Origin of the sequence: Acinetobacter portensis, assembly GCF_010646905.1 — a bacterium.
GTDB lineage: Bacteria > Pseudomonadota > Gammaproteobacteria > Pseudomonadales > Moraxellaceae > Acinetobacter > Acinetobacter portensis.
Genome location: NZ_JAAARQ010000002.1, coordinates 866,802 through 893,131 on the forward strand (window position 1 = coordinate 866,802; position 26,330 = coordinate 893,131).

Sequence of the window (26,330 nt, forward strand, 5' to 3'; positions counted from 1 at the left end):
ATATTATTTATTCAACAAATGATGGTTCTGCATCAGTTGTATCAGAAGATGTTTTCGCAGAACTCGCTTTATCATCTTCCTTAGCCTTGCTTTCACCAGCACCACCCGTTACAAACTTAGAAATTAAATCTTCAATTTCCATTGTGCTTTGGGTATTTGAAATCTGATCACCACGTTTTAAATAACTTAAGCCACCACCTGGTACAATTTTGAGATATTTCTCACCCAAAAGACCATTTGTTGCCACCATAATATACGCATCTTCATCAATATTTGTGATGGATTTCATGTTAGCAATGAGTTGCTTTTCCATGTCTTTTTGTTGTGTTGCAGATGCTGCTTCATAATCTGAACTGTAACGTAATTCTTCCAATGCTTCTTTTTGCACTTGTGCAAGTTGCTTGTCATTGAATGATGTTAGCGTTCCATCCAAAGTCATATGTACTGTTGCAAGACGAGTTACAGGATCTAGGGTAACTGAATCTACCTGCCCCACTTTCACGCCACTTAAAGCAACTTTTGCACGTGGTTTAATACCATTTATATTGTCAAATGTTGCTGACATTTCATAGCTGTCACTAATATTTGTGCCAACCAAACCACTCACACGCATTGCCAAGAAAAATAGTGCAATACCAAAAAGAATGACGAATATGCCGACTGCCAGCTCACTAGTACGTGATTTCATTAAATACCTCCGAACATGACCGCAGTCAACACGAAATCAAAACCTAAAACGCAAAGTGATGAATACACCACTGTACGTGTTGTTGAAGTTGCAATACCTTCAGATGTTGGCTCACAAGCATATCCTTGATATACCGCAATCCATGTACAAATTAATGCAAATACAAAACTTTTAATAATAGTGCCGTTAAAGACATCTTTATAGAACTGAACACTGCTTTCCATTCCACTCCAATAAGAGCCTTCATCGGCACCTAAGAAGTCCACACCAACCATTTTACCGCCCATAATACCCACAGCAGCAAAAATCACAGAAAGCATAGGTAAACTAAAAATACCTGCCCATAAGCGTGGTGAAATCACACGTTTTAATGGATCAACACCAATCATTTCCATACTAGAAAGCTGTTCTGTCGCTTTCATTAGACCAATTTCCGCAGTCAATGCAGAACCTGCTCGACCCGCAAAAAGTAACGCTGCAACTACAGGTGCTAACTCTCTTAATAATGTTAAAGCAACAGCCGTACCAAGCATCGCTTCACTACCAAAAGTCACCAATATACTGTACATCTGCAGACCAAGAACGGCACCAATAAACAAGCCTGAAACCACAATAATCAGCAAAGACATCACACCAACACGATACATTTGGTAGATAAAAAGCTTAGTACCTTGCCATGTGGGTAACGATGTCAAAATCTGCAAAAGCATAAGCGTTGCAACGCCAATGCCGCGAACACGTTCAATAACGCGTCTACCTAATAAGGCAATAGCATTCATGAACCAACCTCATTGCTTAAATACGCTTGATGACTAAATTGATAATCTACCGGTCCTTCAACAGAACCTGTTAAAAACTGCTGTACAAATGGTGATGGATGAACTTTTAATTGTTCGGGTGTTCCCTCACCTTGCACTTTACCTTCAGCAACGACGTAAATATAGTCTGCAATCGATAATGTCTCAGCAACATCATGCGACACAATAATTGTTGTTAAGTCCAGAGCTTCTCGTAGCGAACGAATCAACCGAGTCAGAACCCCCATAACAATGGGATCTTGTCCTGCAAAGGGTTCATCGTACATAATAAGTTCAGGGTCTAAAGCAATTGCACGCGCTAAAGCAACACGTCTATTCATACCGCCAGATAATTCAGCTGGCATCATCTTTTCTGCACCGCGCAAACCAACAGACTCGAGTTTAAGCGCGACAAGTTCAGCAATTAAATGCTCAGATAGTTTGGTATGTGCACGAATTGGGAACGCAACATTTTCATAAACTGTCATATCAGTAAATAATGCGCCACTTTGAAAAAGCATCCCCATACGTGCGCGCGCAGCAAATAACTCTTGGCGAGACATATTTGCAATATTTTTATTATCTAATAATATTTCACCAGAATCTGGTGTTAGCTGACCACCAATTAAACGCAATAACGTTGTTTTACCTGTACCAGAAGGCCCCATAATTGCGGTGATTTGACCTCGGCGGATGTGCATATTAATATTATCGTAAATAACACGCTCCCCTCGTTTAAAGCTCAAATTTTTCACCTCAATTAGTGATTGAGCTTCTGGGGGTTGTTGATTATTCATAGCCGAGCTTTCCTGAATAAATATTTCAGCGCATATAATATAAATGATTAGAGATAAAATTGTTACCTCTCTATTAAATTGCTCTTATATAAATTTAATACTTGTAATAATGTATATTCAAAATAGTAGATTACGAAAAATTAGTATATAGATAAAAAAGCAGATTACAAAAGACGAGTACGAAACCTACAAGTGGCATAACTAGCTCACTCATATGCTTATTTTGTGTTTTGTCTATTAGATTATTCTTCATTGTTATCAAAAAGTAAATATTATGTGATTTATTATACAATAATTAATTTTTAATGCAAATTCACAACAACAAAAAAAGCCGATGTATGAACATCGGCTTTTTTTCAACTAAAGATTTTCTTAGTCGTTAAATTTACGACGTGGGCGATCTTCGCCACCAAATGACGGACGTTCGCCACGAGGTTTGTCATCGAAACTACGACGTGGACGGTCTTCACCACCAAAAGTACGTTTTGGACGATCATCAAATGAACGTTGTGGACGATCACCGAAACCACCTTCACGACGTGGCGCTGGACGATCACCAAAATCACGTTTTGGACGATCACCGAAACCGCCTTCACGACGTGGAGCTGGACGATCACCAAAATCACGTTTTGGACGATCACCGAAACCACCTTCACGAGGTTTGTAATCTACACGGTTACCACGGTTGTCATCGTTAGAACGAGGACGATCACCGAAACCACCTTCACGACGTGGCGCTGGACGATCACCGAAATCGCGTTTTGGACGGTCATCAAATGAACGTTGTGGACGATCACCGAAACCACCTTCGCGACGTGGTGGACGATCACCAAAACCGCCTTCACGACGTGGAGCTGGACGATCACCGAAATCACGTTTTGGACGATCATCAAATGAACGTTGCGGACGATCACCGAAACCACCTTCACGACGTGGACGATCATCACCGCCTTCACGACGTTTAAAGTTGCTTTCACCTTCAAAACGCGCACGACCACCGCCATCACGACCGCCAAAACCGCCACGACCACGACCATCACGACCGCCACGACCGCCATCACGACCACGACCGCCACCATCACGACTACCACGTGCAGGAGGTGGAGACGGCTCAAGACCTTCAATTTCAGATACGTTTAGACGAGCTTCAAGGAAGTCTTCTAATGCACGAATCTTGCCGCGTTCACGGTAAGTTGCAAGCGTAATTGCTTTACCAGTACGACCAGCACGGCCAGTACGACCAATACGGTGAACATAGTCTTCGTTCTTCATTGGAAGACCAAAGTTAATTACGTGTGAAATTGTTGGTACGTCAAGACCACGAGCAGCAACGTCAGTTGCAACTAAAATCTTAGCACGACCTTCACGGATGCTACGTAAACGACGGTTACGAACAGTTTGTGGCATAGCACCATGAAGTGCTACAACTGATAAACCTGCTTCAGCAAGTTCTTCAGCCAACATATCTGTGTCTTCTTGAGTTGACGCAAATACAACTGCTTGATCAACATCTTCAGCGCTTAACCAGTGAGTTAATAATTTTTTCTTGTGCTCAAAACCGTCAGTCCAATGCAAAGTCTGAGTAATATCAGTATTTGTAGAGTGGCCAGTTTCAATCGAGATACGCATTGGATCATTCATCATGCGTTCAGCAAGTGTAATGATACGTGGTGCAAAAGTCGCAGAGAACATTAAAGTTTGCTTACGGTTTGCAGCCAATTCACCAATTGCTTCTAAGTCTTCAGAGAAACCTAGATCAAGCATACGGTCTGCTTCATCAACGATTAAAGCATCAACTTTATCAAGTTTGATTTGACGACGGTTTACTAAGTCAAGTAGACGACCTGGAGTCGCTACAACCACTTGTGCACCTTTTAACTGTTGGATTTGTTTACCAAAAGGCATACCACCCATAATTGCAGCAATACGAACACCTTTCATGTGACGTACAAGTGCAATCGCGTCTTGGCATACTTGTTGTGCCAATTCACGTGTAGGAGAAATTACCAAGATGTTTGGTTGAGTAACCGCTTTCATGCGGTCTTTAAATGGTACAAGTGCATCTTCGTTTGCTAATGCGTTTAGCGTAGGAAGTAAGAATGCAGCAGTTTTACCAGAACCAGTTTGGCTTGATACTAAAAGGTCTTTACCTTCTAGTGCCGCTGGAATTGCCTGTTCTTGTACAGGAGTTGGCGAAGTAAAGCCTAGACCTTCAAGAGCCTGTGTTAACGACTCGTCAAGGGAAAAATCAGCAAAAGTTTTGCTCATAGAGAGTTTCACCCTAAAGTGGGTGCTCCATTAAATAAATAACAATTATGGACATCGGCAAAAAGCGGTACAGCAATTAGAGCTGAAAATATATGATTCAGCAGCGATCCGAGTAACGTCGATGTGGATATAACGCACGTATATGATTACGGCCGCAAACCTGAAGAATCGCTTAAGCGATTGGGGCGCGAAGGATATGTCCTCTCTATGGACAGCACGCGCATACAATGATTAGAAGATAATGTTCAGGTAAAGAACGGAAATTTAAGTGCGTTGGCGGAGTATAGCAGTTTTTTTTTAAATGTCACCTTTTTTATTCAGATCAGCTGATTTAATCGATGAATTTACCTGATAAAGAACAATTTTTTATTTTCAAAAGTCTATAATTAAACCCACAACACCATTAATAATCATATCAATTGCAATGGTTCCAACTAAAAGTGCAGCAATACGTCCAACAATATCGACATAGCGATCTACATAATCGGCATGTTTTACTTTTAAATTATCGTGTGCAAATTTCATAAGAATTAATAAGCTACAGCTGACAACCAAGGTCAAACCAATTACGCCTGCCGAACCTAAAACTGATATTTTCGAGCCTGTAATCACCGATGCACTGACTGTTCCTGGTCCAATCATAAATGGCATTGCAATCATGCCTGCAGCATTACCACCACGTATATCACCAATGGTATCTGCACCTTCAAACACAAAACGATAACCAATAACTAAAAAGATGATGCCACCAAAAATTTGAAAGGCCTCAAACCGCACTTGAAGATATTCAGAAAAAATTGCCTCACCGCCCCATGCAAAAAGCACAAACACAACAAAGGAAACAAGCGAACCCTGTATAAGAGCCTTATTAAAAACAGGTGCACTTAAATTTTTGATGAGTCCAAGCATATAAATACTCATCATAAATGGATTAAGCAATGTGAAAAAAAGTGCAAATGAATGAATATAGTCAGCCAATTTAAATTCCTTTTTACGATATCAACATCGTGCAGACGTTATTTTGTTTTTCAATATTTTTTGATTCTAATCATCTTTTCTTTGAGCTTAAAGCCGTTGATACAAAATGCATAAACTCTAAACAATAAAAAGCCCTCATTGAGAGGGCTTTTTAAAATTTCATAAACTTTAGATCTAAGTTCTATTACTTAGCAGCATCGCCCCAAGCAGGAACAACTGCTTTCATAAGCGGTTTAAGCATTTTCATAGAACAAGCAAGTACTTGACCATTTTCCATAGATTCGCTACCACCACGTGCATCGACTACAGTACCACCAGCTTCTTTAACGATTAATTCGCCCGCTGCAATATCCCAAGGCTTCAAGCCAAGTTCAAAATAACCATCAAAACGACCAGCAGCTACATATGCAAGATCTAATGCAGCAGAACCCGTACGACGGAATTGAGCGCCAGATTCAGTTACATTTAACAATGCATCGAAATGATTTTTCGCATAAGAAACAACTTCACCATTACGAACTTTACGGAATGCATGACCAACAGATAAGAATGTGTTGTTTAAGCTATCTTTTACATTTACGCGAATACGGCGTTGATTCAACATAGCGCCACGACCGCGGCTTGCAGAGAACAACTCATCTTTCACAGGGTCATAAATAACACCGTGTTGAGTTACACCTTTATGTTGAACTGCGATAGAAATACAGAAATGAGGGACACCGTTAATGAAGTTTAATGTGCCATCAAGAGGATCGATCACCCAACACCATTCAGCGTCTTGACCTTTACCTTCTTGATAACCAAACTCTTCACCAAGGAAGCTGTGAGTTTTATAGCTTTTACGTAGAGTATCGATAGCCAACTGTTCCAAGTAACGGTCTACACGCGTTACAGGACCATCAATCCCTTTTTCTTCGACTTGTAGATCGAGTTTATGACGATTTTGATGCGCTTTTAAAAGCTCTTGACCAACTAATTGAGCCGCACGCGCAGCCATAACCACCATAGGTTCCATTGAACACCCACTACAAATTTGAAGATACTGATAAAGAATAATGCATAAAAGCGCCTATATCTTAGCAAATATAAGCGCTTTTATGTTGAAAAAATGTTGTTAAATTTTAAATACTACAAAGAAACAGCATTTGTGAGTCGAAGCAAAGCCTGATGAATAGAGGCTTGTATGCCTTTTGCATCTAATCCTGCTTGCTCTAACATTTGTTCATGTGCAGCTTGATGCATGAAGCTATCATCTAAACCTAAGTTTAGAATTGGCTTCACAATACCTGCTTTTGCTAGGTATTCATTCACTGCACTGCCCGCGCCGCCCATAATTGCATGTTCTTCAACAGTCACAAACAATGCTGTGCTTTCTGCAAGAGATGAAATGATTTGTTCATCGAGTGGTTTAACAAAACGCATATTCACAACACGAACTGCCATTTCAAGTTTTTGAGCAAGGGCTTGAGCCGCCTCAATTGCAGATTGAACACGACTACCAAATGCTAAAACTGAAACATATTCGTCGTATTGCTCATTGAATTTAGCAACAACTTCAGCCTTACCAATTTCTAAAGCTGTCATTTGTTCTTGAATAGCCACACCTACGCCTGTACCTCGTGGATAACGAACAGCCGCAGGACCTTTATGTTGATATGCAGTGTGCAACATTTGGCGACATTCGTTTTCATCTTTAGGCGCCATAATTACGATATTTGGAATGGTACGCATAAATGCATAATCGTATGCACCTGCATGTGTTGGGCCGTCTTCACCCACTAAACCTGCACGGTCTATTCCAAAAGTTACATCTAAATTCTGTAAGGCAACATCATGAATAAGCTGATCATAGCCACGTTGTAAGAATGTTGAATAAATTGCTACAACTGGTTTCAGGCCTTCACAAGCCATACCTGCAGCTAAAGTCACCGCATGTTGTTCTGCAATAGCAACGTCAAAGAAACGTTCAGGAAATTCTTTGGCAAATTGAACCATCCCCGAGCCTTCACACATTGCAGGTGTGATTGCAAGTAAGCGTTCATCTTGCTTTGCTTCATCACACAACCATTGACCAAATACATCTGAATATTTTGGAATTTTTGTTGTAGATGCTTGAGCATTCAATTTAGAAATTGCGTGATATTTAATTTGATCTGATTCTGCTGGCGCAAAACCTTTACCTTTCACGGTATAAATATGAATTAAACGTGGACCTTTACGCTTCTTTAATGCATTGAAAACGTGAACCAATTGATTGACATCATGTCCATCAAAAGGACCAAAGTAGTCAAAACCAATGGCTTTAAATAAATTATCTGCCGCATCTGTTGCAGATGCGTGTAAGCGTGAGTTGTATGTCCATTCAGGGTGTGACTGAACATATGCTTCGCCATCTTCTGAAATATTTACAGATTCGCCACGTTCCCAGATTGCAGCTAAATGTTTTGCAAATCCGCCTGTACTGCATGAAATAGACATATCGTTGTCATTTAAAACAACCATTAAATCTGCATTATGAGCAACTGCATCATTCATGGCTTCAAACGCCATACCTGCCGTCATTGCACCATCACCAATAATAGCAACCACATCACAAGGGTCTTTTTGGTAACGACGTGCTAAAGACATGCCTAAGCCTGCAGAAATCGCAGTAGATGAATGTCCAACACCAAAAGTATCGAAAACAGATTCTTCACGTGCAGGAAATGCTGCTAAACCATCTTTAGAACGAATTGTACTTAATTCTTCACGGCGGCCTGTAAGCACTTTATGTGGGTAGGCTTGATGACCAACATCCCACACTAGGCGATCTTTAGGCGTATTGAAGCAATAATGCAAAGCAACTGTAAGCTCAATTACACCTAGGTTTGCACCAAAGTGACCGCCACTTTGACCTGCCGAGTACAAAATGTACTGACGTAACTCATCCGCCAACTTTTCTAATTGGCTTTGCTCGAGTAAACGTAATTGCTGTGGATGATCTATGCCATCAAGCAACGGTGTTACAGGGCGAAGAGTTGGTATTTCGGTATACAACATATATGGCAAAGCCTTCTAAAGCCTGGCAAATACTAAGCTAGGTCAATGGGAATTTATCGATCATATAATCGAATGGTATCACCTTCAATCAACAACACTTCTAGCGATGTAGTTTTGAGCTATGATTTTCAGTTTGGCGCGTATTTGGTGCGTAGATTATCCTGAATAACTCTACTAATTATCAACTATTATTGTCTTGTTTATACAAAAAAGAAAATCTTATACATAATTATTATGAGCTTTTCTACTAATGTCTGAGCATTACGCTATACTTTATTCAATTATTAAACGATTTAACAGGTTAAGCTGTGCCTATAGAATTTGTTGCGACTTCTAAACTTCCAACCGCTTTCGGTGAATTTAAAATTACGGTTTTTCAAGATCCTCAAACAGGTGAAGAGCATGTTGCGCTATCTACAGGTTTGGATACTCCGCCCACGGGTCCAGTATTGGTACGAATTCACTCAGAATGCTTGACTGGCGATGCTTTCGCTTCTTTAAAATGCGATTGTGGACCTCAATTACAAGCCACTCAAAAGCTGATTAGCGAAGCAGGAAAAGGCGTAATTTTATACCTTCGTCAGGAAGGTCGTGGTATTGGTTTAACCAACAAAATTCGTGCTTACGCTCTTCAAGACCAAGGTCATGACACCGTCGATGCCAACCTAATGTTGAATTTACCTGCCGATGCGCGACGTTATGATATGTGCAATATCATGCTCGATCATTTAAAAATTAAAGAAGTTCAATTGATCACAAATAATCCACTTAAAATTCAGGCTTTAAAAGATCAAGGGATTAATGTGGTTGATCGTGTGTCTTTAACCGTTGGTCTTAATCCTTATAACGAAGAATATTTAAAAACCAAACATGATCGTATGTCGCATATGTATCAGAAGGACGATTTTTAAATTTATACAAATCCTCCCTAACCCTCCTTTACTAAAGGAGGGAGGCTTTCCTTCTTTTAAAAGGATAAGGAGCATTGCTCCGCAAAGGAGGGATTAGATCGTCATTGAGAAAATTTGTGTATTTGGCGCTTTTCGCTTCATACGTAAATCGAATGCCATGCAAATATTACGGACAAATGGTTTTCCTTTTTCCGTAATTGAAATTTCATGATCACCAAATTCTAATAAACCATCTTTGTGCATTTCTTTCAGTTGATCAACAGCATCATAAATCTCTGGGAAATACAGATGAGGATCTGCCCAAGACGTTTTAAATCTGCACATTAAATTCAAAATATGTTTTCGAATAATTAAGTCTTCAGCACTTAAAACATGTCCACGAAAAACTGGAATTTCGTTGTTTTCAAGTCGCGCATAATAATCTTCTAAAACTTTTTCATTTTGCGCAAAGCTGTACCAACTGTCTGCAATTGAAGATACGCCCAAGCCAATCATCAACTGTGTTTTAGATGCGGTATAACCCATAAAATTACGATGTAATGAGCCTTCTTGGAAAGATTGATACATACCATCTTTTTCCAAAGCAAAATGATCCATTCCAATTTCATAATAGCCATTTTCAAGCAGTTTCTTTTTGCCTTCTTCATAGCATTGACGCTTTAAATCATCTTTAGGCACATCTGCATCTTTAAAACCACGTTGCCCATTACCTTTAATCCAAGGCACATGCGCGTAGCTATAAAATGCCAAACGATCTGGCGTTAATTTGTTGGTTTGATCGATGGTATTTAAAACATCTTCTAAGTTCTGAAATGGCAAACCAAAAACTAAATCATGTGAAATAGATTCATAACCAATATCACGCGCCCACTGCGTTACGCGCTCTACATTTTCAAAAGGTTGAATACGGTGAATCGCCTTTTGCACAGTTTCGTTATAGTCTTGAACACCATAGCTAACGCGTCTAAAACCTAAGTCATATAAAGTTTGTAGATGTTCTTTCGTGGTGTTATTTGGATGTCCTTCAAAGCTAAATTCATGCACATCTGCAATTTCAGATTTATCTAAAATACCTTGAATAAGCTCTTGAATATGCTCAGCGGAAAAGAATGTTGGTGTCCCCCCACCCAAGTGAATTTCTTTAACAATAGGTTTATCACCCAATAATTCACAGTATAAATCCCACTCTTTTAATACTGCTTTTATATAAGGTTGTTCTACTTCATGGCGTTTTGTGACACGTTTATGGCAACCACAAAATGTACATAGACTTTCACAAAATGGTAAGTGAATATAAAGACTTACGCCTTCAGATTGATTCGATTCATCGAAAGATTTTTTTAAACTTTGCTTCCAAAGTTCAAGAGAAAAAGTACTATTATCCCAATACGGTACCGTTGGATAACTGGTATAACGTGGTCCAGGAACATTATATTTTTGAACTAAAGAAATACCCATATTTACCCACTTTTTTCGGCTACGTTGTGACCACAACTCAAGTTATTTATACCGCAATTTATTCCATTGTGATGGGCTTCATCAAATATTTCAACAACCCATCACAAATCCCTTAATAATTATAAGGCTTTTTAAACCACCGATGATGAACATCGAGAAAAACCCCTTAAAATTTCAGCCAATTTATGTTTTGATGTAAACCATTAATAACTCCCTATGATGGTCGTGATGCAGAATCCTACTTCAGCTGATATTCAACGTGTTCGTGATTATTTAACAGACTTACAAGCACGTATTTGTGCCCGTTTAGAACAACAAGAAAAAATTGGCGGTGGTTCAGCAGAATTTATCATTGATGAATGGGAACGTCCTGAAGGTGGCGGTGGTCGTTCACGCGTTTTACAAGATGGGACAGTGATTGAAAAAGGCGGTGTGATGTTCTCTCACATCAATATTTCAAAACTTCCTGCTTCTGCAACAGAGCGCCATCCGAATATTGCAGGTGCAAAAGCACAGGCAATGGGTGTTTCACTCGTGATTCATCCTAAAAATCCAAATATTCCAACTTCACATGCAAACGTTCGTTTATTCGTAGCTGAAAAAGAAGGACAAGACCCAATTTGGTGGTTTGGTGGTGGTTTCGATTTAACGCCTTTTTATCCAAATGATGAAGATGTTTTATCTTGGCATCAAACAGCACATGATTTGTGTGCACCTTTTGGTGATGCAATTTATGAAGAACATAAAAAATGGTGTGATGATTATTTCTATCTAAAACATCGCGATGAACAACGTGGCGTGGGTGGTTTGTTCTTTGATGATTTAAATCAATGGGATTTTGAAACTTGCTTTAAGTATATACAAGCTGTAGGAAACGGTTATTTAGAAGCAATTGTTCCTATTTTTGAACGTAATCAAGATAAACCTTACACAGCTGCTCAACGTGACTTCCAATTGTACCGTCGTGGTCGTTATGTCGAATATAATTTGGTTTATGACCGTGGTACTTTGTTTGGCTTGCAAACAGGCGGACGTATTGAATCTATTTTAGTGAGTATGCCCCCACTTGCAGGTTGGTCATATCGTCCAGAATGGGATGAAAACTCTGCTGAAAAACGCCTAACTGATTATTATCTTAAACCTCAAAACTGGCTTGATGAGCTAAAAAAATAACAGTTTAATAAATAAAAAAAGCCATCAATTCGATGGCTTTTTTTATAAGAAAAAGACCGCAACTTACATAGCAATATATTTACATACATCTTTTAACTATCCCCATGGCATAAAGTACGATTTAATACATTTTGTTAGAGCACTTCACTCTATCGCTATTCATCTTATTGCAACACTTGGATGGCACATTACATCTAAGGCAAGCAAGGACTACAATGATGATGAATACTCTGAATAAAAAATTATTTATTTTTATCGCAATTTTTACTTTATTACTTTGCTCAATGAGCATTACGTTTATATATGAAAACAATCTATCTGATGGTTTGTCGATTACTGTAAGTGTTATTGCAGGTATTTCTTTGTTTTTTACAGCAGTCATTACTGTCTTTGAAATGATCTTAGATATTTGTAATCCATAAACTAAGAAACACTATCAACTTCAGATATAAAGAAAAAATATAAGATCTATTTATTTTCCGACTTTGAGCGCTACTCATTTTTAACGTATATTAATTGCCATTTCAGCACAAGGATCATGCGCAATGAGCAAACAATTTGCGGTAATTGGCAACCCAATTGAACAATCACGCTCTCCTGAACTGCATAAAGCCTTTGCAGAAAAAACTGGAATTTCACTTCAATATTCTAAACGCCTTGCCCCAATTGATGGCTTTGAAGCCAATATCCAAGAATTCTTTGCTAGCGGTGGCATAGGCATGAATGTGACCGTGCCATTTAAAGAGCAAGCATTTGCTCAATGTGTTGTACTAACGGAACGTGCCACAATTGCCAAAGCAGTCAATACATTATGGATAGAAGATGGCAAACTTCATGGAGACAATACCGATGGTCAAGGTTTGGTCGATGCCATTCATACACTCGATTGGAATTTAGAAAATACTGAAATTTTAATTATTGGCGCAGGCGGTGCAACGCGTGGCGTGATTTATCCACTTGTAAAAGCGGGTGTTAAAAAAATTGTCATTGCGAACCGTACTTTAGCACGCGCAGAACAATTGGTTGCAGACTTAAAAGATGCTGTTCCTGAAGCGCAACTTCAAGCCATTGCTTTAAATGAATTAGCAGGTCATTTTGATATTGCCATTAATGCAACTTCTGCAAGTTTAAGTGGTGATGTTTTAGTGTTGCCCGAAGCACTTCAATTTAAACATGCTTATGAAATGGCATATGGCAAACCATCATCATTTTTAGATCAAGCCAAAGCGCGCGGTGTTCCAACTTCTGAAGGCTTTGGTATGCTTGTGGGACAAGCGATTGAATCTTTTTCAATTTGGAATGGTGTAAAACCCAATTTAAAAGATTTTATTTGAAATCATTTTTCATCAATAAAAGAACCAAAGTGGTTCTTTTATTGTTTCAAATTGCGATTTTTGAATATCTTTAAATTTTATTTTTTTGACCATACAGCCCAATTTTATTCATTACAAAAAATACGACATTTAGCTGTAAAAATCCTAATATAAAACAGGTGAATTCACTATTTAATCTGCTTTCTATCATGCTATATTGGATTAAATCATCAATACTTCATATGGTAGATCTCGACAATTCACAATGACATCTACTCTACAAAATTCGCTTTTCTGACATTTTTAATAGCTCTAAACATCAATGTAATTTTACGGTAGATGTGAATAATCAAAACATCGACTTAGATAATCCAAAACAATTTATATATTAGGATTAAACATATGCCAGCGTATAAAGCTCCCTTGCATGACATTCGTTTTTTAATGAACGAAGTTTTTGACTTTACGTCACATTACCAAACACTTTCTAACGGTGAATATGCAGATTCCGAAACTGTAGATATGATTTTGGAAGGTGCTGCCGATTTCTGTGAAAATGTTCTATCTCCTTTAAATCAATCTGGCGATGAAGAAGGTTGCCACTTTGAAAATGGTGAAGTTAAAACACCGAAAGGCTTTAAAGAAGCGTATGACCAATTTGTACAAGGTGGATGGCAAGGTCTGTCTTATCCTGAAGAATTTGGTGGTCAAAATTTACCGCAATCTTTAAATTTAGTTAAATCTGAAATGATGGGTACAGCAAACTGGTCATTCCAGATGTACCCTGGTTTAAGCGTTGGCTGTATCAATACCATTATGCAATTTGGTACAGATGAACAAAAAAATACCTATTTACCCCATTTAGTTGCAGGTACTTGGGCAGGCACAATGTGCTTAACAGAACCTCAATGCGGTACAGATTTAGGACAAGTTAAAACCAAAGCAGAACTTAATGCAGACGGTACATATGCCATTTCAGGTACAAAAATCTTTATTTCTGCAGGTGAGCATGATTTAACAGAAAATATCATTCATATTGTGCTTGCTCGTCTTCCAGATGCGCCTGCAGGTACTAAAGGTATTTCGTTATTCATTGTACCTAAGTTTATTCCAACAGCAGATAGCGGTATTGGTGAGCGTAATCCTGTGACTTGTGGTTCTTTAGAACACAAAATGGGGATTCGTGCTTCTGCAACGGCTGTGCTTAACTTTGATGGCGCAAAAGGTTATCTCATTGGTGAGCCGAATAGAGGCTTACATGCCATGTTCACTTTCATGAACACTGCGCGTATTGGTACAGCCATTCAAGGAATTGCACATGCTGAATTAGCATTCCAAGGTTCTTTACCTTATGCAAAAGAACGTATGTCTATGCGTGCCCTTTCTGGTAAAAAAGATCCTGAAAAAGTTGCAGATGCAATTATTCATCATGCAGATGTACGTCGCATGTTACTTACTCAAAAAGCCATTGCCGAAGGCGGTCGTTCAATGATTTATCATGCAGCAATGCTTGCAGATAAAATGAATGATGCCCTACTTCGTGGCGACAATGCTGCATTTGAAGCACATGATGAACACTTGGGTTTCTACACACCTATTTTAAAAGGTTTCTTAACTGAATTAGGTTATGAAGCTGCGAACCACGGCATGCAAATTTATGGCGGTCATGGTTATATTAAAGAATGGGGCATGGAACAAATTGTTCGTGATTCACGTATTTCTACGCTTTATGAAGGTACAACAGGCGTTCAAGCTTTAGACTTAATTGGTCGTAAAGTTTTACTGTCTTCTAAAGGAAAGGTCATTCGTGATTACACAGGGGAAATTTTGAAATTCTGTGGTCAACACGCAACGAATAAATATATGCGTCGTTTTGCTTGGGATTTAACGAAACTTTGCGCTCAATGGAATGCTTTAACAGTTCGTTTAATGCTTGCTGCACGTAAAGACCGTGATGTTGTATCAAGTGCTTCTGTAGATTTCTTGATGTTCTCAGGTTACGTGATGATGGCTTATTTCTGGGCACAACAAGCTGCTGTTGCATCTGAAAAGCTTGCTTCGGGTAATGGCGCGGATGTTCCTGAATTCTATAAAGCAAAAATTAAAGTTGCAGATTTCTACTTCGAGCGTTTATTGCCACGTACGCAAGGTCATGCTGAGGCGATGATTAATCCATCTAAAACGATGACTTCACTTGCACCTGAGCATTTCAGTTTCGATTATTAATTTATAAGCTTGTAAAAAAGACCGCTTAGGCGGTCTTTTTTATAAACTATATGTGGAGATGAAAATAAGTTTTATTTCATTTATTCGACTATTACTAAATGTAAAAAAGATCATGGTCAAATTAAGTTTTTGAACAACTTGCACATATTTTAATTATAATGTAATTTATTAATGTATTTTTACATAAAAATATAAAAGAAATCACAAAAAAAAGCCATAAACTAAAGAGAAATACTATGAACAAGAATCAAATATATGGACTTATCACCCTCATTACGATTACATCCCCAACTTTTGCAGGAGGGGTAATTACTTTTAGTGGATTACTTGTCGATGAAACATGTGTAACTACTGTCTCTTCAACTGGTGTAACGGCTGCCAACAGCCCTACTCTTACACTCCCAACATTAGCTATATCAGCATTCCCAAGTCTAAACAGTACTGCTGGGCAAATCCCTTTTACAATTCATTTAGATGGGGCTAATTGCACCCTGTCAACCCCTACAAAATATGCAACACCTTATTTTATGTATGATACAACTAAAGTAAATGCCCAAGGTCGTGTCATCAATACAAATGCTACTACTGGTAACAGTGTAGATATTGAAATTTTAAACAGCGAAAATATATTTATTAATTTAACAGCGAATGAATTAAATCAAACAACATCTGTAAAAACAAATGTAGGTACAAATAAAACTGATTTCTCATATTATGCTCGTTACTACGCTAAAGCCTATCCTGTTGTAGCTGGACCAGTATTAGGAACAATAACTTATAATCTTATTTATAAATAAAATGGGAAAATTATATGAAAGTACCATTATTATTTGCCCTTAGTAGTTTTTTATTTTTTCAATCATTACATGCTGCAATTACAATAACTGGTACTCGAATTATTTATCCATCTAGTAAAAAAATTATAACTGTACAATTAAATAATTCTGCAAATACTCCAGCATTAGCTCAAGTTTGGCTCGATGATGGCGATGCTAATAACATACCATCTGCAGATAAACTTCCTTTTATTCTTACCCCAGCATTAGTTCAAATAGGACCAGAAAAAGGACAAATGATTCGGTTATTAATAAAAAATACAGATTATTTACCTAAAGATCGAGAAAGTTTATTTTGGTTTAACGTATTAGATATTCCATCATCATTAAAAAATGAGGAACAAAATAAATTAAATATTTCAATTCGTTCGAGAATAAAACTTTTCTATAGACCTGATAAACTGAATATGAGTTTGGTTGATGCTTACAAAAATTTGATTTTTAATTATTCACAACAAACGAATGAATTAAAAATAAAAAATCATTCACCATACTATATAAGCTTCTTAAGTATTATATACAATCCAGAAAAAGAAAATGTAATTGATGATTCAGCTCATATGCTTGAGCCTTTTTCAGAGCTGAAAATAAAATCTAATAATTCCTTCAAAGTGATTGAAATTAAATATGCCATTATTGATGACTTCGGGGCTAACAGGTTCTATACGATTCCAGTTAAAAACTAATATTGCGTATATTATTCTTGGCATAATCACTTTGAGCAATGCTCAAATCATTGTTGCCTTAGAACCTGATACAAACTCAATAAAACAAACAAATGAACCAATCTATGAGTTTGATTCAAAGTCACTCTTTGGTGGTAGCACTCAAGCAATAAATTCAGATATTTTCATATATAAAAACACAGTAAATTCAGGAATATATAATGTTGAAATTTCAATAAATAATATAAATCGTGGTAATCATACTGTTAGCTTTAAGCCTTCTGAGACAAATATAACTCCAGAACTTTGTGTAAATGCAAATTTAATAGAATTATTTGATTTAAAGAATGATTTTTTTAAATCACTATTGCAACAAGAATGTATAAATATAAAAGAGATCGATAAAAATTCATTCTATGAATTTGATCAAAACACATTACATTTAAAAATATCTCTACCTTTAGCAATCATTAATGAACGTCCAAAAGGATATATCCCCATTGATCAATTTGATAAAGGGGTGAGTTCTGCCTTTATTGGTTATGACCTAAATGGCAATACATCAAAATTCAACACACAAGATCGAATAGATTATTTATTTTTAAATTTAAAAGGTGGTATTAATTGGAATGGTTTCAACTTTCGTCATGGTGGATCATTTAGCTCCGATCAAACTAAATTAAATAAATATACTTCTTATTTAAATGCAGTATCAACCGATTTATTACCTATAGAGTCTCGTTTAACCACTGGTGACTTTTATACTCAAAGCTATAATATTTCTTCTGCAAATATTAGAGGCTTTCAATTAGCTACAGATAATTCAATGAGACCATCATCTCAACAAAACTATGCTCCCGTTATTCAAGGAATTGCAAATACGAATGCATTGGTTTCTATTTTCCAAGATGGTCAAAAAGTTTATGAACGTAATGTCCCCGCAGGCAACTTTGTTATTAATGATTTAACAACTATTAACAATAGCGGAGATTTAACAGTACAAGTTACAGAAACAAACGGTGATAAATCGAGTTTTATTATTCCAAATCAAGGTTCATTTAATCTAATCCGCCCCCATCAATTTAATTATAGTTTCGCATTAGGTCGTTATCGATTAAATGAAAAAATAACCAAAGACTATTTAGCACAGTTTAGCTTTGAGTACGGGCTTACCAACAACTTAACCTTATTTTCAGGTACAAATTTTAGTGAATCTTTCCAAAACTATATACTTGGTATTGGAGCAAATACAAAATTAGGAGGCGTGAAATTTAGTGGAGATTATTCAAATGCAAATTTACTTAATAAGGATATTGAAGGATATAAATACCGTACAACATATCAATATAATTTTATAAATACACAAACAAACCTAATGCTTGGTGCTTTATATCAGACTCAAAAATATATGTCCTTAAGCAATACAATGAGTTTAAAAAATTACAATTATTTAAATGAAGCTGAGCTAGATAATTTATTTAGAACTTATTTACTTAAACAACAAATAGACATTTCAATTTATCAGCAACTTTCCAAAAAATTAGGTAGCTTTTACTTAAGTGCTACTCAAAGTAAGTACTGGAATACCAATGATGATTATGTACAATACCAAGTGGGATATTCCAATTTATTTCAAAAATTAAGTTATTCTATTGGATTTTCAAAAACATATAATTATTTAAACCAAATAAGTAACGAAGATCGATATTATATTACTTTAAGTATTCCATTGGATTGGAATAAGCGAAGAGCAAATATTTATTCCACTATTCAACATACAAATCAACCTACAAACACCTTCACAAGCTCTATTGGTGCATCATCAACATTTGGGGAGCAATCTCAAGGTTATTTTGGTATTTCTAATAACAATACTTTTAATGACTCTAAAAATGAAAGCTCTTTTTCTACCAATATAGGATATAACTTTCCACAGTTTAAATTTGGCGCGAATGCCTCATTTGCTGAAAATTATAGTCAGTATGGCTTTAATACGAATGGTGCTTTTGTATTACATCCATATGGATTAACAGCGACTAATAATATTTCAGATACATATACCATTCTTCATGCTAAAGATGTTATTCATGCCAATGTTATAAATGGCTGGGGAATTAAAACAGATCGCTTTGGTAATGCTATTTACTCTAATGTATCACCGTATCAAAAGAATGAAATTGGTATAGATATTCAAAACTTACCAATTGATATTCAATTGAAAGAAAATCAAATGTCTATCATTCCTCGCCGATATAGTTCTACACTCATTCATTTAGATACACAAAAAACTTCAAATATTTTATTAGAATTAACTACACCTAATAACGTTCAAATTCCAATTGGACTACAAGTCAAAAACTCTAATAATCAGCTTATTGGTACATTTGGTCAATCAAATCAACTTTTTATTGAAAATGAGGAGTTTCTTCAAGATCAAATTACTATCCAATGGGGAACCGAAAACATGCAGCAATGTAACTTCAGGGTGCCTAATAAAGAAAAATTAGATCATATTGAAAATAAAGCACTCTTTAAAATTATTAATGTGGAGTGTAAATAATGAATATAAAAAGAATACTTTATTTCGTCTTAATGATGGTAATAGCACCTAGTCAATATGCCGAAATTACTTGTGGTAATACTGGAAGTACCTTACACCCTTCGAATAATAGTACAGATAAAAATGTGACAAAAACTTTAGTTTCTTCAGACCCTATAACAAATCTAGTCATTCCCGCATCTAACACAGAAATTCAAAGTACTGGGTTAATTACATGCTCTTCGCCCATTCCGGCTGTATCAATCACCAAAACCTCCCGATTTCGCACATTTATTGGTAGTAATATTAGCAACTTAACCAAAACATTTAATGGGGCAACGTATTTTAAAATTGTTAATACTGATAATCCTATTATTAACAATCATGCTTATATTTATTTTAAGTACAGTGATAACCAAGCCCTAGCACTTCAATATAATATTGATGCTTCTACACCCAATATTGCTGGCTCATTAGGTAATACCCAAGGCCTGCGAATTCACGATCTTTCAATAGCCTTTGATAAAACACCCATTGAGGCTATACCAATAACATCCATAAATATAGGGACTTTAAACGTAGTATGGACATACGTAAACATCCAATTACCAAGTGTTACTGATACTGAAAGTTCGACACAAATTGCTGAAATTAAGATTCAAGTAACACCAACTACGGCAAGGACATGTAGTGTTAATAATTCAAACGTACTATTGCCCACATTAGCAGCTTCTTCTTTAACACCTCAGGGATCAACTAGTGGACAAGTAAATTTTACTATTTCTGCCACTTGTGGATCTGCTTTAGCAAATACACAGCTCAACTCAATAATAGTAGATAACAATAATGTTATTGCATCAAATAGTTTAGCTTCAGTAGGTGTATTAGATAATGTTGCAAATATTAGTGAGCGTGCGACAAATGTAGGTATTCAAATTTTTGATGCAACCACTAATATTCCTCTTAAACTTGGTCAAAGCTTTCCTTTTGGAACCACAAACAGTGCAAGTACACCAATCACCAGTCATAGTTTTTATGCCAAATACTACAAATTAGATTCATTACCAACTATAGCAGGTAAAGTAAACTCAACAGCTACATTACATTTAACATATCGCTAATATAAATAAACCGTTAAAGTCACACTTCTATGTTTGAATGCCATTTTTTATCATCTTTAATACGATTGAAGTAAATACGAAACTCCAAAAAGTACATGCTATAAAAGCGACAAGAATATGAACGATAAAGTTTATTAAACCCAGATTCAAAAAAGACCAGATGCACATAAATATGAGCAGAAATAAAAATACACATCCCCAATATTTTTGAGTACTGTCCTTCTTTATTTGCTCAGATGAATAGGAAGGTAATCTAAAAAGATAAAAAGCCACACCTAGTAATCCCAATAAAGCACTTGAATGCTGTAATACTTTATAAAAAGGAACTCTTACCCCATACAACAATAAATCACTTTGTAAAAGCTGAAAATGAACGACAAAATATCCCGTTTTATGTGTAAATGAGTCCCATAAAATATGCGTAGAAACTCCCAATAGAATAGAAATAACAACAATCAAGATATTGTGCTTAAAATAGGAAAACCAATTTATGTTTTTAAATCTAATAAATTTATTTTTGAAAAATATAGGTAAATTATCAATTAGTTCATCACGAATAAGGCCATGAAAAATAAGAGCAACAATAAGTGCTATAGGTAAATCTAACAAAAAAACACCAACTAAATGATGCCCAATATCACCCTGCATTTTCATTCTAAGAAAATACTCAAAATCAGGTGCGATACATCCTAAAAGAATACCTGTTAATGACAACTTCTTTTGTTTTATCCAAGGACTAAATATGAATGTTGCAACTGTATGTGAAAAAGTGAATGGCATAAATTTTATTTCTTATTCGTAAATATTGTGCGAACTTTAAGAAGATCATTCCAAGTAATAATCTTCTACTTCACAATATGACATTTATTTCTTAAATATGAATCAGGTATCTTAGAAAATCACAAAAACTCTTCCAACACCGAATTTAAAAACACATGCCCTTGCTCCGTACATGAAATTTGCTGTTCATCATTCACCATCAATTTACGCTCACGCAATGATGTAAGTAGTTCAGATAAATCATCCAAACTATACCCTGTACGTTCAGCATAAAGTTTTGCATCTACCCCATTGTTTAAACGTAGTGCATTCATCATAAATTCAAAAGGCATATCGTTCTTTTCAATACGCTTAAATTGCAAATTTTCCGCAGGAACTTTAGCTAAATAATCTTTCGGCAACCGCGTTTTTTGGAATCGATAAACACCATCTTTTTGTGTGATCTTTCCATGTGCACCTGCACCAATTGCCAAATAATCGCCAAACTTCCAATAATTTAAATTATGTGCAGATGGCTTTTCTTTACGCCATGCCGAAACTTCATAATTCACAAAACCATTGGCTTTTAAATACGCTTCACCCTGCTCTTGAATATCTTCCAAAACATCATCTACAGGTAAAATAGGCTGAGTTCGGAAAAATACCGTATTCGGTTCAATCGTCAATTGATACCAAGACACATGCGTTGCGCCACTTTCAACGGCCAATTTTAAATCTAGCAATGCTTGTTCTAAAGTTTGCTCAGGTAAACCATGCATTAAGTCCACATTTACACGCTCAAAACCTGCTTCTTTGGCATGTTTAATTGCAGAAATTGCATCATCATTCGAGTGAATACGACCTAATTTTTGCAAATGATCGGTATTAAAACTTTGCACACCAATCGAAAGGCGGTTAATTCCTGCTTCTAAATAACCTGCAAAAGGATCGTGTTCAACCGTTCCCGGGTTCGCCTCTAAAGTAATTTCACAGCCATCTTCAAAAGGAAGTAATGCTTTTAATTGTGCAAATAACCATTGATAAGCTTTTGCAGAAATTAAAGATGGCGTACCTCCTCCAATAAACACACTGTGAATTTCACGCCCTTGAGCAAAATCTAATTGAGTTTTGAAATCTTCAACCAAAGCATTTAAGTATTCTTGTTCTAAGTCTAAAGACAATTTTCCATCGGGTACTGCATGCGAATTAAAGTCGCAGTATGGGCATTTACGCACACACCAAGGCATATGAATATATAAAGACAATGGAACAATTGCAGGATTTAGCTCAGACAAGGAGATGACTCAAAAATAAGACTTTGCAAATTTTAACATGAGAGATTCTATTGCTCATGAAATATATTGGTATTTACTTTAAACTGATGAAAATTACATAAAAAATAGACTGCTAAAATGATGAAAATATCGAGTCAGCTTATTTTATTACTTCCTCTAGTATTAGGTATTGGCGTTGCTTTGACTTTTCAAACCGCAATTAACACCCAACTGAGGGAATATGTACAATCTCCTTTACAAGCTGCCCTTTTCTCATTTTTGATTGGTACAATACTGCTTTGCTTTTTAGTGTTCGTTCAAAATTCAGCCAAGCCCGATTTTAGTCACATGATGACTATGCCTTGGTATTTATGGATGGGTGGATTTTTAGGTGTTTATGCCATCAGCATGAGCCTATTTGCTGCTCCTAAATTAGGTTTACTCACACTTTCAGGCTTAATTATTTTTGGTCAAATTATAACGTCTATGATTTTAGACCAGTTCGGATTATTGGGCGTAGAAAAAACGCCTATTAATTGGCAACGCTTTTTAGGTGGTGTAGTGATTTTCATTGGTGTGCTTCTCACTCTACAACGCTAATATTTTAATACTAAGCACCAAATGAGTTTTTTTAGTGTCTAAAGTTACAAGTACAGGTTACGAGTTAAAACAATTATTTAAGTTAATGATCCCCATTTTGATCACTCAATTCGCCCAAGCAGGTTTTGGTCTAATTGATACCATTATGGCGGGACATCTTTCTGCAAATGATTTGGCTGCAATTGCCGTTGGCGTAGGTTTATGGATTCCAATCATGCTCCTTTTTAGTGGCATTATGATTGCAACAACGCCTTTGGTTGCCGAAGCACAAGGTGCTAGAACACCTGAAAAAATTGCAACGATTGCAAGACAATCATTATGGATCGCACTTATTTTAGGAATAATTGCAGGTTTAATTCTACAGACAATGCCATTCCTATTACCGCTGTTTGGCGTACCTGATGTATTACTTCCGAAAGCAAGTTTATTCTTACACGCCATTGGTTTAGGTATGCCTGCAGTCACTATGTATGCCGCACTTCGTGGTTATTCAGAAGCATTAGGTCACCCTCGCCCCGTAACAGTCATTAGCTTAGTTGCATTGGTTGTGCTTATTCCATTGAACTTGGTATTTATGTACGGTTTAGGACCAATTCCTGAATTAGGTTCCGCTGGTTGTGGTTTTGCTACCTCTATTTTACAGTGGTTGATGTTCATTGCTTTAGCGCTTTATATTTTTAAAGCATCGGCTTACCAAAAATCTCAACCTTTTTCCCTATTTGAAAAAATAGATTTTTATTGGGTAAAACGAATTCTTGCGCTTGGACTTCCTATTGGTTTAGCCATTTTCTTTGAAGTCAGTATTTTTAGTACCGCAGCTATTGTTCTCAGCCCATTGGGTGAAGTGACCGTTGCAGCGCATCAAATTGCAATTTCTATTACCTCGCAATTGTTCATGATTCCAATGTCGCTTGCTATTGCGCTAACCATTCGTATTGGCACTTACTATGGTGAAAGAAATATAATAGCAATGCGTAAAGTCCAAGTTTTAGGTCTAGCAACAGGCACAATTCTTGCGCTCGTTTCAATGAGCTTACTTTGGTTCTTCCGCCCTGAAATTGTATCTTTTTACACAAGTGATTATGACGTAACACAAATTGCGGTTTACCTTGTGTTATTTGCCATCGCCTATCAACTCATGGATTCATGGCAAGTGAGTGCAGCAGGTTGTTTACGTGGTATGCAAGATACCAAAGGACCAATGTGGATTACCATGCTTGCCTATTGGGTTATTGCTTTCCCTGTTGGTATTTATTTAGCACGCTTTACAGAAATGGGTGCGGCAGGTGTTTGGGTTGGCTTAATTGTTGGATTAAGCGTTGCCTGCGTATTACTCCTTACTCGCTTATATTTCAATAATCAACGACTTGCACAAAAATTTTTATAACCAAAACTTGATGCAATAAAAAAAGCCGAATTCATTTTCGGCTTTTTTATATCTAGACGATAAAAACACATGAAATCTCCATAGTCTTAACAAAATAAAGTAGGCTTTTTGGCATTCTAGACTTATCATCAAAGTCATCCTATAAAAATGATCTTAAGGAAAATCGAATGGCTAAATCGGCTAGTACGCCCGGTCGTCGCTTTATGAAACTTGCGAGCATGACTGCAAGTATTGCGACTAAAACTGTATCCAACTCGATTAAAAATCTTAGAGCAGATGAAGATCAAAAAAATGCATCTAGAAGCCAAATGTTTCAAGAAATTGGACTTCAAATTGCCGACACTTTAGGGGAAATGAAAGGTGCGGTTATGAAAGTTGGGCAAATCGCATCTCAATATAAAGATATTTTTCCGCCTGAAGTTGCACGTGCTATTTCAAAATTACAAAGACAAGCGCCTGCAATGCCTTTTGCCGAAATTAAAGCACAAGTCGAAAAAGAACTTGGTAAGCCAATCAATCAAATTTTTAAACATTTCGAAGAAATTCCTTTTGCCGCGGCATCTATTGGGCAAGTTCATAAAGCGACACTTCCTTCGGGCGAAAACGTTGTTGTGAAAGTTCAATATCCAGGCGTAGATGAAGCCTGCGAAAGTGACTTGAAGCAGGTTCGTTTGGCACTGCGTTTAATGGGTGTTTTAAAAATTGACCGCAAACTTCAAGAGCAGTTATTTAAAGAAATTCAAGAAAGTTTAGATAACGAATTGAATTATCAAATTGAAGCACAAAACTTAGATGTTGCTCGAACTTTCCATGAGTCTTTAGACAGTAAAATTATTATTCCACGTGTATTTAAAGACTTTTCATCTCGTCATATTTTGACTTTAAGTTTAGAACAAGGTGAAAGTATTGAAACCGCAAGTACATGGTCACAAGAAACCCGCAATGAATTAGGTCGCCGTTTATTTAAAGCAATTGGACGAGAAATTTTCTATTTAAAACGTTTCCACTGCGACCCTCACCCCGGCAACTTTGCTTTTCGTGAAGATGGCTCTGTCATTGTGTATGACTACGGTGGTGTTAAAACCCTTTCAGCAGATGTTATTGCGAATTTTAAGCAACTGATTAATGCGGCACGTGAAAGCAATATTGCTGAAATGGAACAGAAATTGGATGATCTACATTCCTTGACTGAACTTGGAAAATTTCCCGAAGTACTCTATCAAGAATGGCTTGAAGTGCTGATGCGACCACTTACAACACAATATGATTTTGCTGAAAATTCTGCGCATCATGATGGTGTAGAACTGGTTAAACGCTCTTTAAAATATTGGGATGTTTTCAAACCTTCACCCGATACCTTAATGGTAAACCGAACGGTTTCAGGTCAATATTGGAATCTTATTCACTTAAAAGTGAATGACAATTTAACCGATGTATTCGATGAGCTTGTTCCACCACGTCATTAATATAAAAACCTAAACTCACTTACATTCTGTAATGT

The 26,330-nt window shown here is 36.7% G+C and carries 22 protein-coding genes; 12 read left to right on the forward strand and 10 right to left on the reverse strand.

The window, feature by feature from the left end; genetic code table 11:
- Positions 1-7: 7 nt before the first annotated feature.
- The 7 genes from mlaD to dxs all read right to left on the reverse strand — a co-directional run bounded on the left by mlaD (position 8) and on the right by dxs (position 8,567).
- On the reverse strand, positions 8-688 hold the full coding sequence (mlaD, locus tag GTK57_RS04160; RefSeq protein WP_163121470.1) for an outer membrane lipid asymmetry maintenance protein MlaD: 681 nt from the start codon (positions 686-688) through the stop codon (positions 8-10).
- Complete coding sequence (mlaE, locus tag GTK57_RS04165; RefSeq protein WP_163121472.1) at positions 688-1,467, reverse strand: lipid asymmetry maintenance ABC transporter permease subunit MlaE; 780 nt, start codon at positions 1,465-1,467, stop codon at positions 688-690. The genes mlaD and mlaE overlap by 1 nt, the downstream gene beginning before the upstream one ends.
- Positions 1,464-2,282, reverse strand: a complete 819-nt coding sequence (locus GTK57_RS04170) for an ABC transporter ATP-binding protein (protein ID WP_152874909.1) — start codon at positions 2,280-2,282, stop codon at positions 1,464-1,466. Before GTK57_RS04170 ends, mlaE begins: the two co-directional genes overlap by 4 nt.
- A gap of 372 nt (positions 2,283-2,654) precedes the next feature.
- Positions 2,655-4,550, reverse strand: coding sequence for a DEAD/DEAH box helicase (locus GTK57_RS04175; RefSeq protein WP_152874907.1), 1,896 nt, complete (start codon positions 4,548-4,550; stop codon positions 2,655-2,657).
- Positions 4,551-4,922: 372 nt separating this feature from the next.
- A complete protein-coding gene (locus tag GTK57_RS04180; protein WP_163121474.1) occupies positions 4,923-5,528 on the reverse strand; it encodes a MarC family protein in 606 nt (201 codons plus the stop codon).
- A 184-nt stretch (positions 5,529-5,712) separates the two neighbouring features.
- Positions 5,713-6,543, reverse strand: coding sequence for an inositol monophosphatase family protein (locus tag GTK57_RS04185; protein WP_152874903.1), 831 nt, complete (start codon positions 6,541-6,543; stop codon positions 5,713-5,715).
- 113 nt (positions 6,544-6,656) lie between these two features.
- Complete coding sequence (gene dxs, locus GTK57_RS04190; protein ID WP_163121476.1) at positions 6,657-8,567, reverse strand: 1-deoxy-D-xylulose-5-phosphate synthase; 1,911 nt, start codon at positions 8,565-8,567, stop codon at positions 6,657-6,659.
- A 308-nt stretch (positions 8,568-8,875) separates the two neighbouring features.
- Between dxs and ribA the strand changes: the two genes are divergently transcribed.
- Positions 8,876-9,478, forward strand: a complete 603-nt coding sequence (gene ribA, locus GTK57_RS04195) for a GTP cyclohydrolase II (RefSeq protein WP_163121478.1) — start codon at positions 8,876-8,878, stop codon at positions 9,476-9,478.
- A gap of 93 nt (positions 9,479-9,571) precedes the next feature.
- Here ribA and hemN read toward each other — a convergent pair whose 3' ends face one another.
- Positions 9,572-10,936, reverse strand: coding sequence for an oxygen-independent coproporphyrinogen III oxidase (gene hemN / locus GTK57_RS04200; RefSeq protein ID WP_163121480.1), 1,365 nt, complete (start codon positions 10,934-10,936; stop codon positions 9,572-9,574).
- A 228-nt stretch (positions 10,937-11,164) separates the two neighbouring features.
- On the opposite strand from hemN, the gene hemF reads away from it, so the two are divergent.
- The 8 genes from hemF (at position 11,165) to GTK57_RS04240 (ending at position 20,809) form a co-directional block, all read left to right on the forward strand.
- The gene (gene hemF / locus GTK57_RS04205; RefSeq protein WP_163121482.1) at positions 11,165-12,109 is read left to right on the forward strand and encodes an oxygen-dependent coproporphyrinogen oxidase; all 945 of its coding nucleotides are present in this window, start codon (positions 11,165-11,167) and stop codon (positions 12,107-12,109) included.
- A 218-nt stretch (positions 12,110-12,327) separates the two neighbouring features.
- Positions 12,328-12,531: a hypothetical protein gene (locus GTK57_RS04210; RefSeq protein ID WP_228720281.1), complete on the forward strand. Its 204-nt coding sequence runs from the start codon at positions 12,328-12,330 to the stop codon at positions 12,529-12,531.
- A 123-nt stretch (positions 12,532-12,654) separates the two neighbouring features.
- Positions 12,655-13,443: a shikimate dehydrogenase gene (aroE, locus tag GTK57_RS04215; RefSeq protein ID WP_163121486.1), complete on the forward strand. Its 789-nt coding sequence runs from the start codon at positions 12,655-12,657 to the stop codon at positions 13,441-13,443.
- Between the two features lie 381 nt (positions 13,444-13,824).
- Positions 13,825-15,648 carry an acyl-CoA dehydrogenase C-terminal domain-containing protein gene (locus GTK57_RS04220; RefSeq protein ID WP_163121487.1) on the forward strand — a complete coding sequence of 608 codons (1,824 nt, stop codon included), beginning with the start codon at positions 13,825-13,827 and terminating at the stop codon, positions 15,646-15,648.
- Positions 15,649-15,884: 236 nt separating this feature from the next.
- Positions 15,885-16,445: a fimbrial protein gene (locus GTK57_RS04225; RefSeq protein ID WP_163121489.1), complete on the forward strand. Its 561-nt coding sequence runs from the start codon at positions 15,885-15,887 to the stop codon at positions 16,443-16,445.
- A gap of 14 nt (positions 16,446-16,459) precedes the next feature.
- Positions 16,460-17,170 carry a fimbrial biogenesis chaperone gene (locus tag GTK57_RS04230; RefSeq protein WP_163121491.1) on the forward strand — a complete coding sequence of 237 codons (711 nt, stop codon included), beginning with the start codon at positions 16,460-16,462 and terminating at the stop codon, positions 17,168-17,170.
- A gap of 31 nt (positions 17,171-17,201) precedes the next feature.
- Entirely contained in the window at positions 17,202-19,709 is a 2,508-nt protein-coding gene (locus GTK57_RS04235; RefSeq protein ID WP_163121493.1) for a fimbria/pilus outer membrane usher protein, read from the forward strand.
- A complete protein-coding gene (locus GTK57_RS04240; RefSeq protein ID WP_163121495.1) occupies positions 19,709-20,809 on the forward strand; it encodes a fimbrial protein in 1,101 nt (366 codons plus the stop codon). The genes GTK57_RS04235 and GTK57_RS04240 overlap by 1 nt, the downstream gene beginning before the upstream one ends.
- Positions 20,810-20,836: 27 nt before the next feature.
- On the opposite strand, the gene GTK57_RS04245 is transcribed toward GTK57_RS04240, so the two are convergent.
- Both GTK57_RS04245 and hemW read right to left on the reverse strand, forming a co-directional pair.
- Positions 20,837-21,589, reverse strand: a complete 753-nt coding sequence (locus GTK57_RS04245; protein WP_163121497.1) for a DUF4184 family protein — start codon at positions 21,587-21,589, stop codon at positions 20,837-20,839.
- Between the two features lie 119 nt (positions 21,590-21,708).
- A complete protein-coding gene (gene hemW, locus GTK57_RS04250; protein ID WP_163121499.1) occupies positions 21,709-22,863 on the reverse strand; it encodes a radical SAM family heme chaperone HemW in 1,155 nt (384 codons plus the stop codon).
- A 120-nt stretch (positions 22,864-22,983) separates the two neighbouring features.
- Here hemW and GTK57_RS04255 point away from each other — a divergent pair, with 120 nt between their 5' ends.
- From GTK57_RS04255 to GTK57_RS04265, 3 genes are all read left to right on the forward strand, one after another.
- Positions 22,984-23,442 (forward strand): DMT family transporter, encoded by a 459-nt coding sequence (locus GTK57_RS04255; protein ID WP_152875067.1) that lies wholly within the window; start codon positions 22,984-22,986, stop codon positions 23,440-23,442.
- A gap of 85 nt (positions 23,443-23,527) precedes the next feature.
- Positions 23,528-24,829 (forward strand): MATE family efflux transporter, encoded by a 1,302-nt coding sequence (locus GTK57_RS04260; RefSeq protein WP_163124595.1) that lies wholly within the window; start codon positions 23,528-23,530, stop codon positions 24,827-24,829.
- Between the two features lie 167 nt (positions 24,830-24,996).
- Complete coding sequence (locus GTK57_RS04265) at positions 24,997-26,295, forward strand: ABC1 kinase family protein (protein WP_163121501.1); 1,299 nt, start codon at positions 24,997-24,999, stop codon at positions 26,293-26,295.
- Positions 26,296-26,330 lie beyond the last annotated feature (35 nt).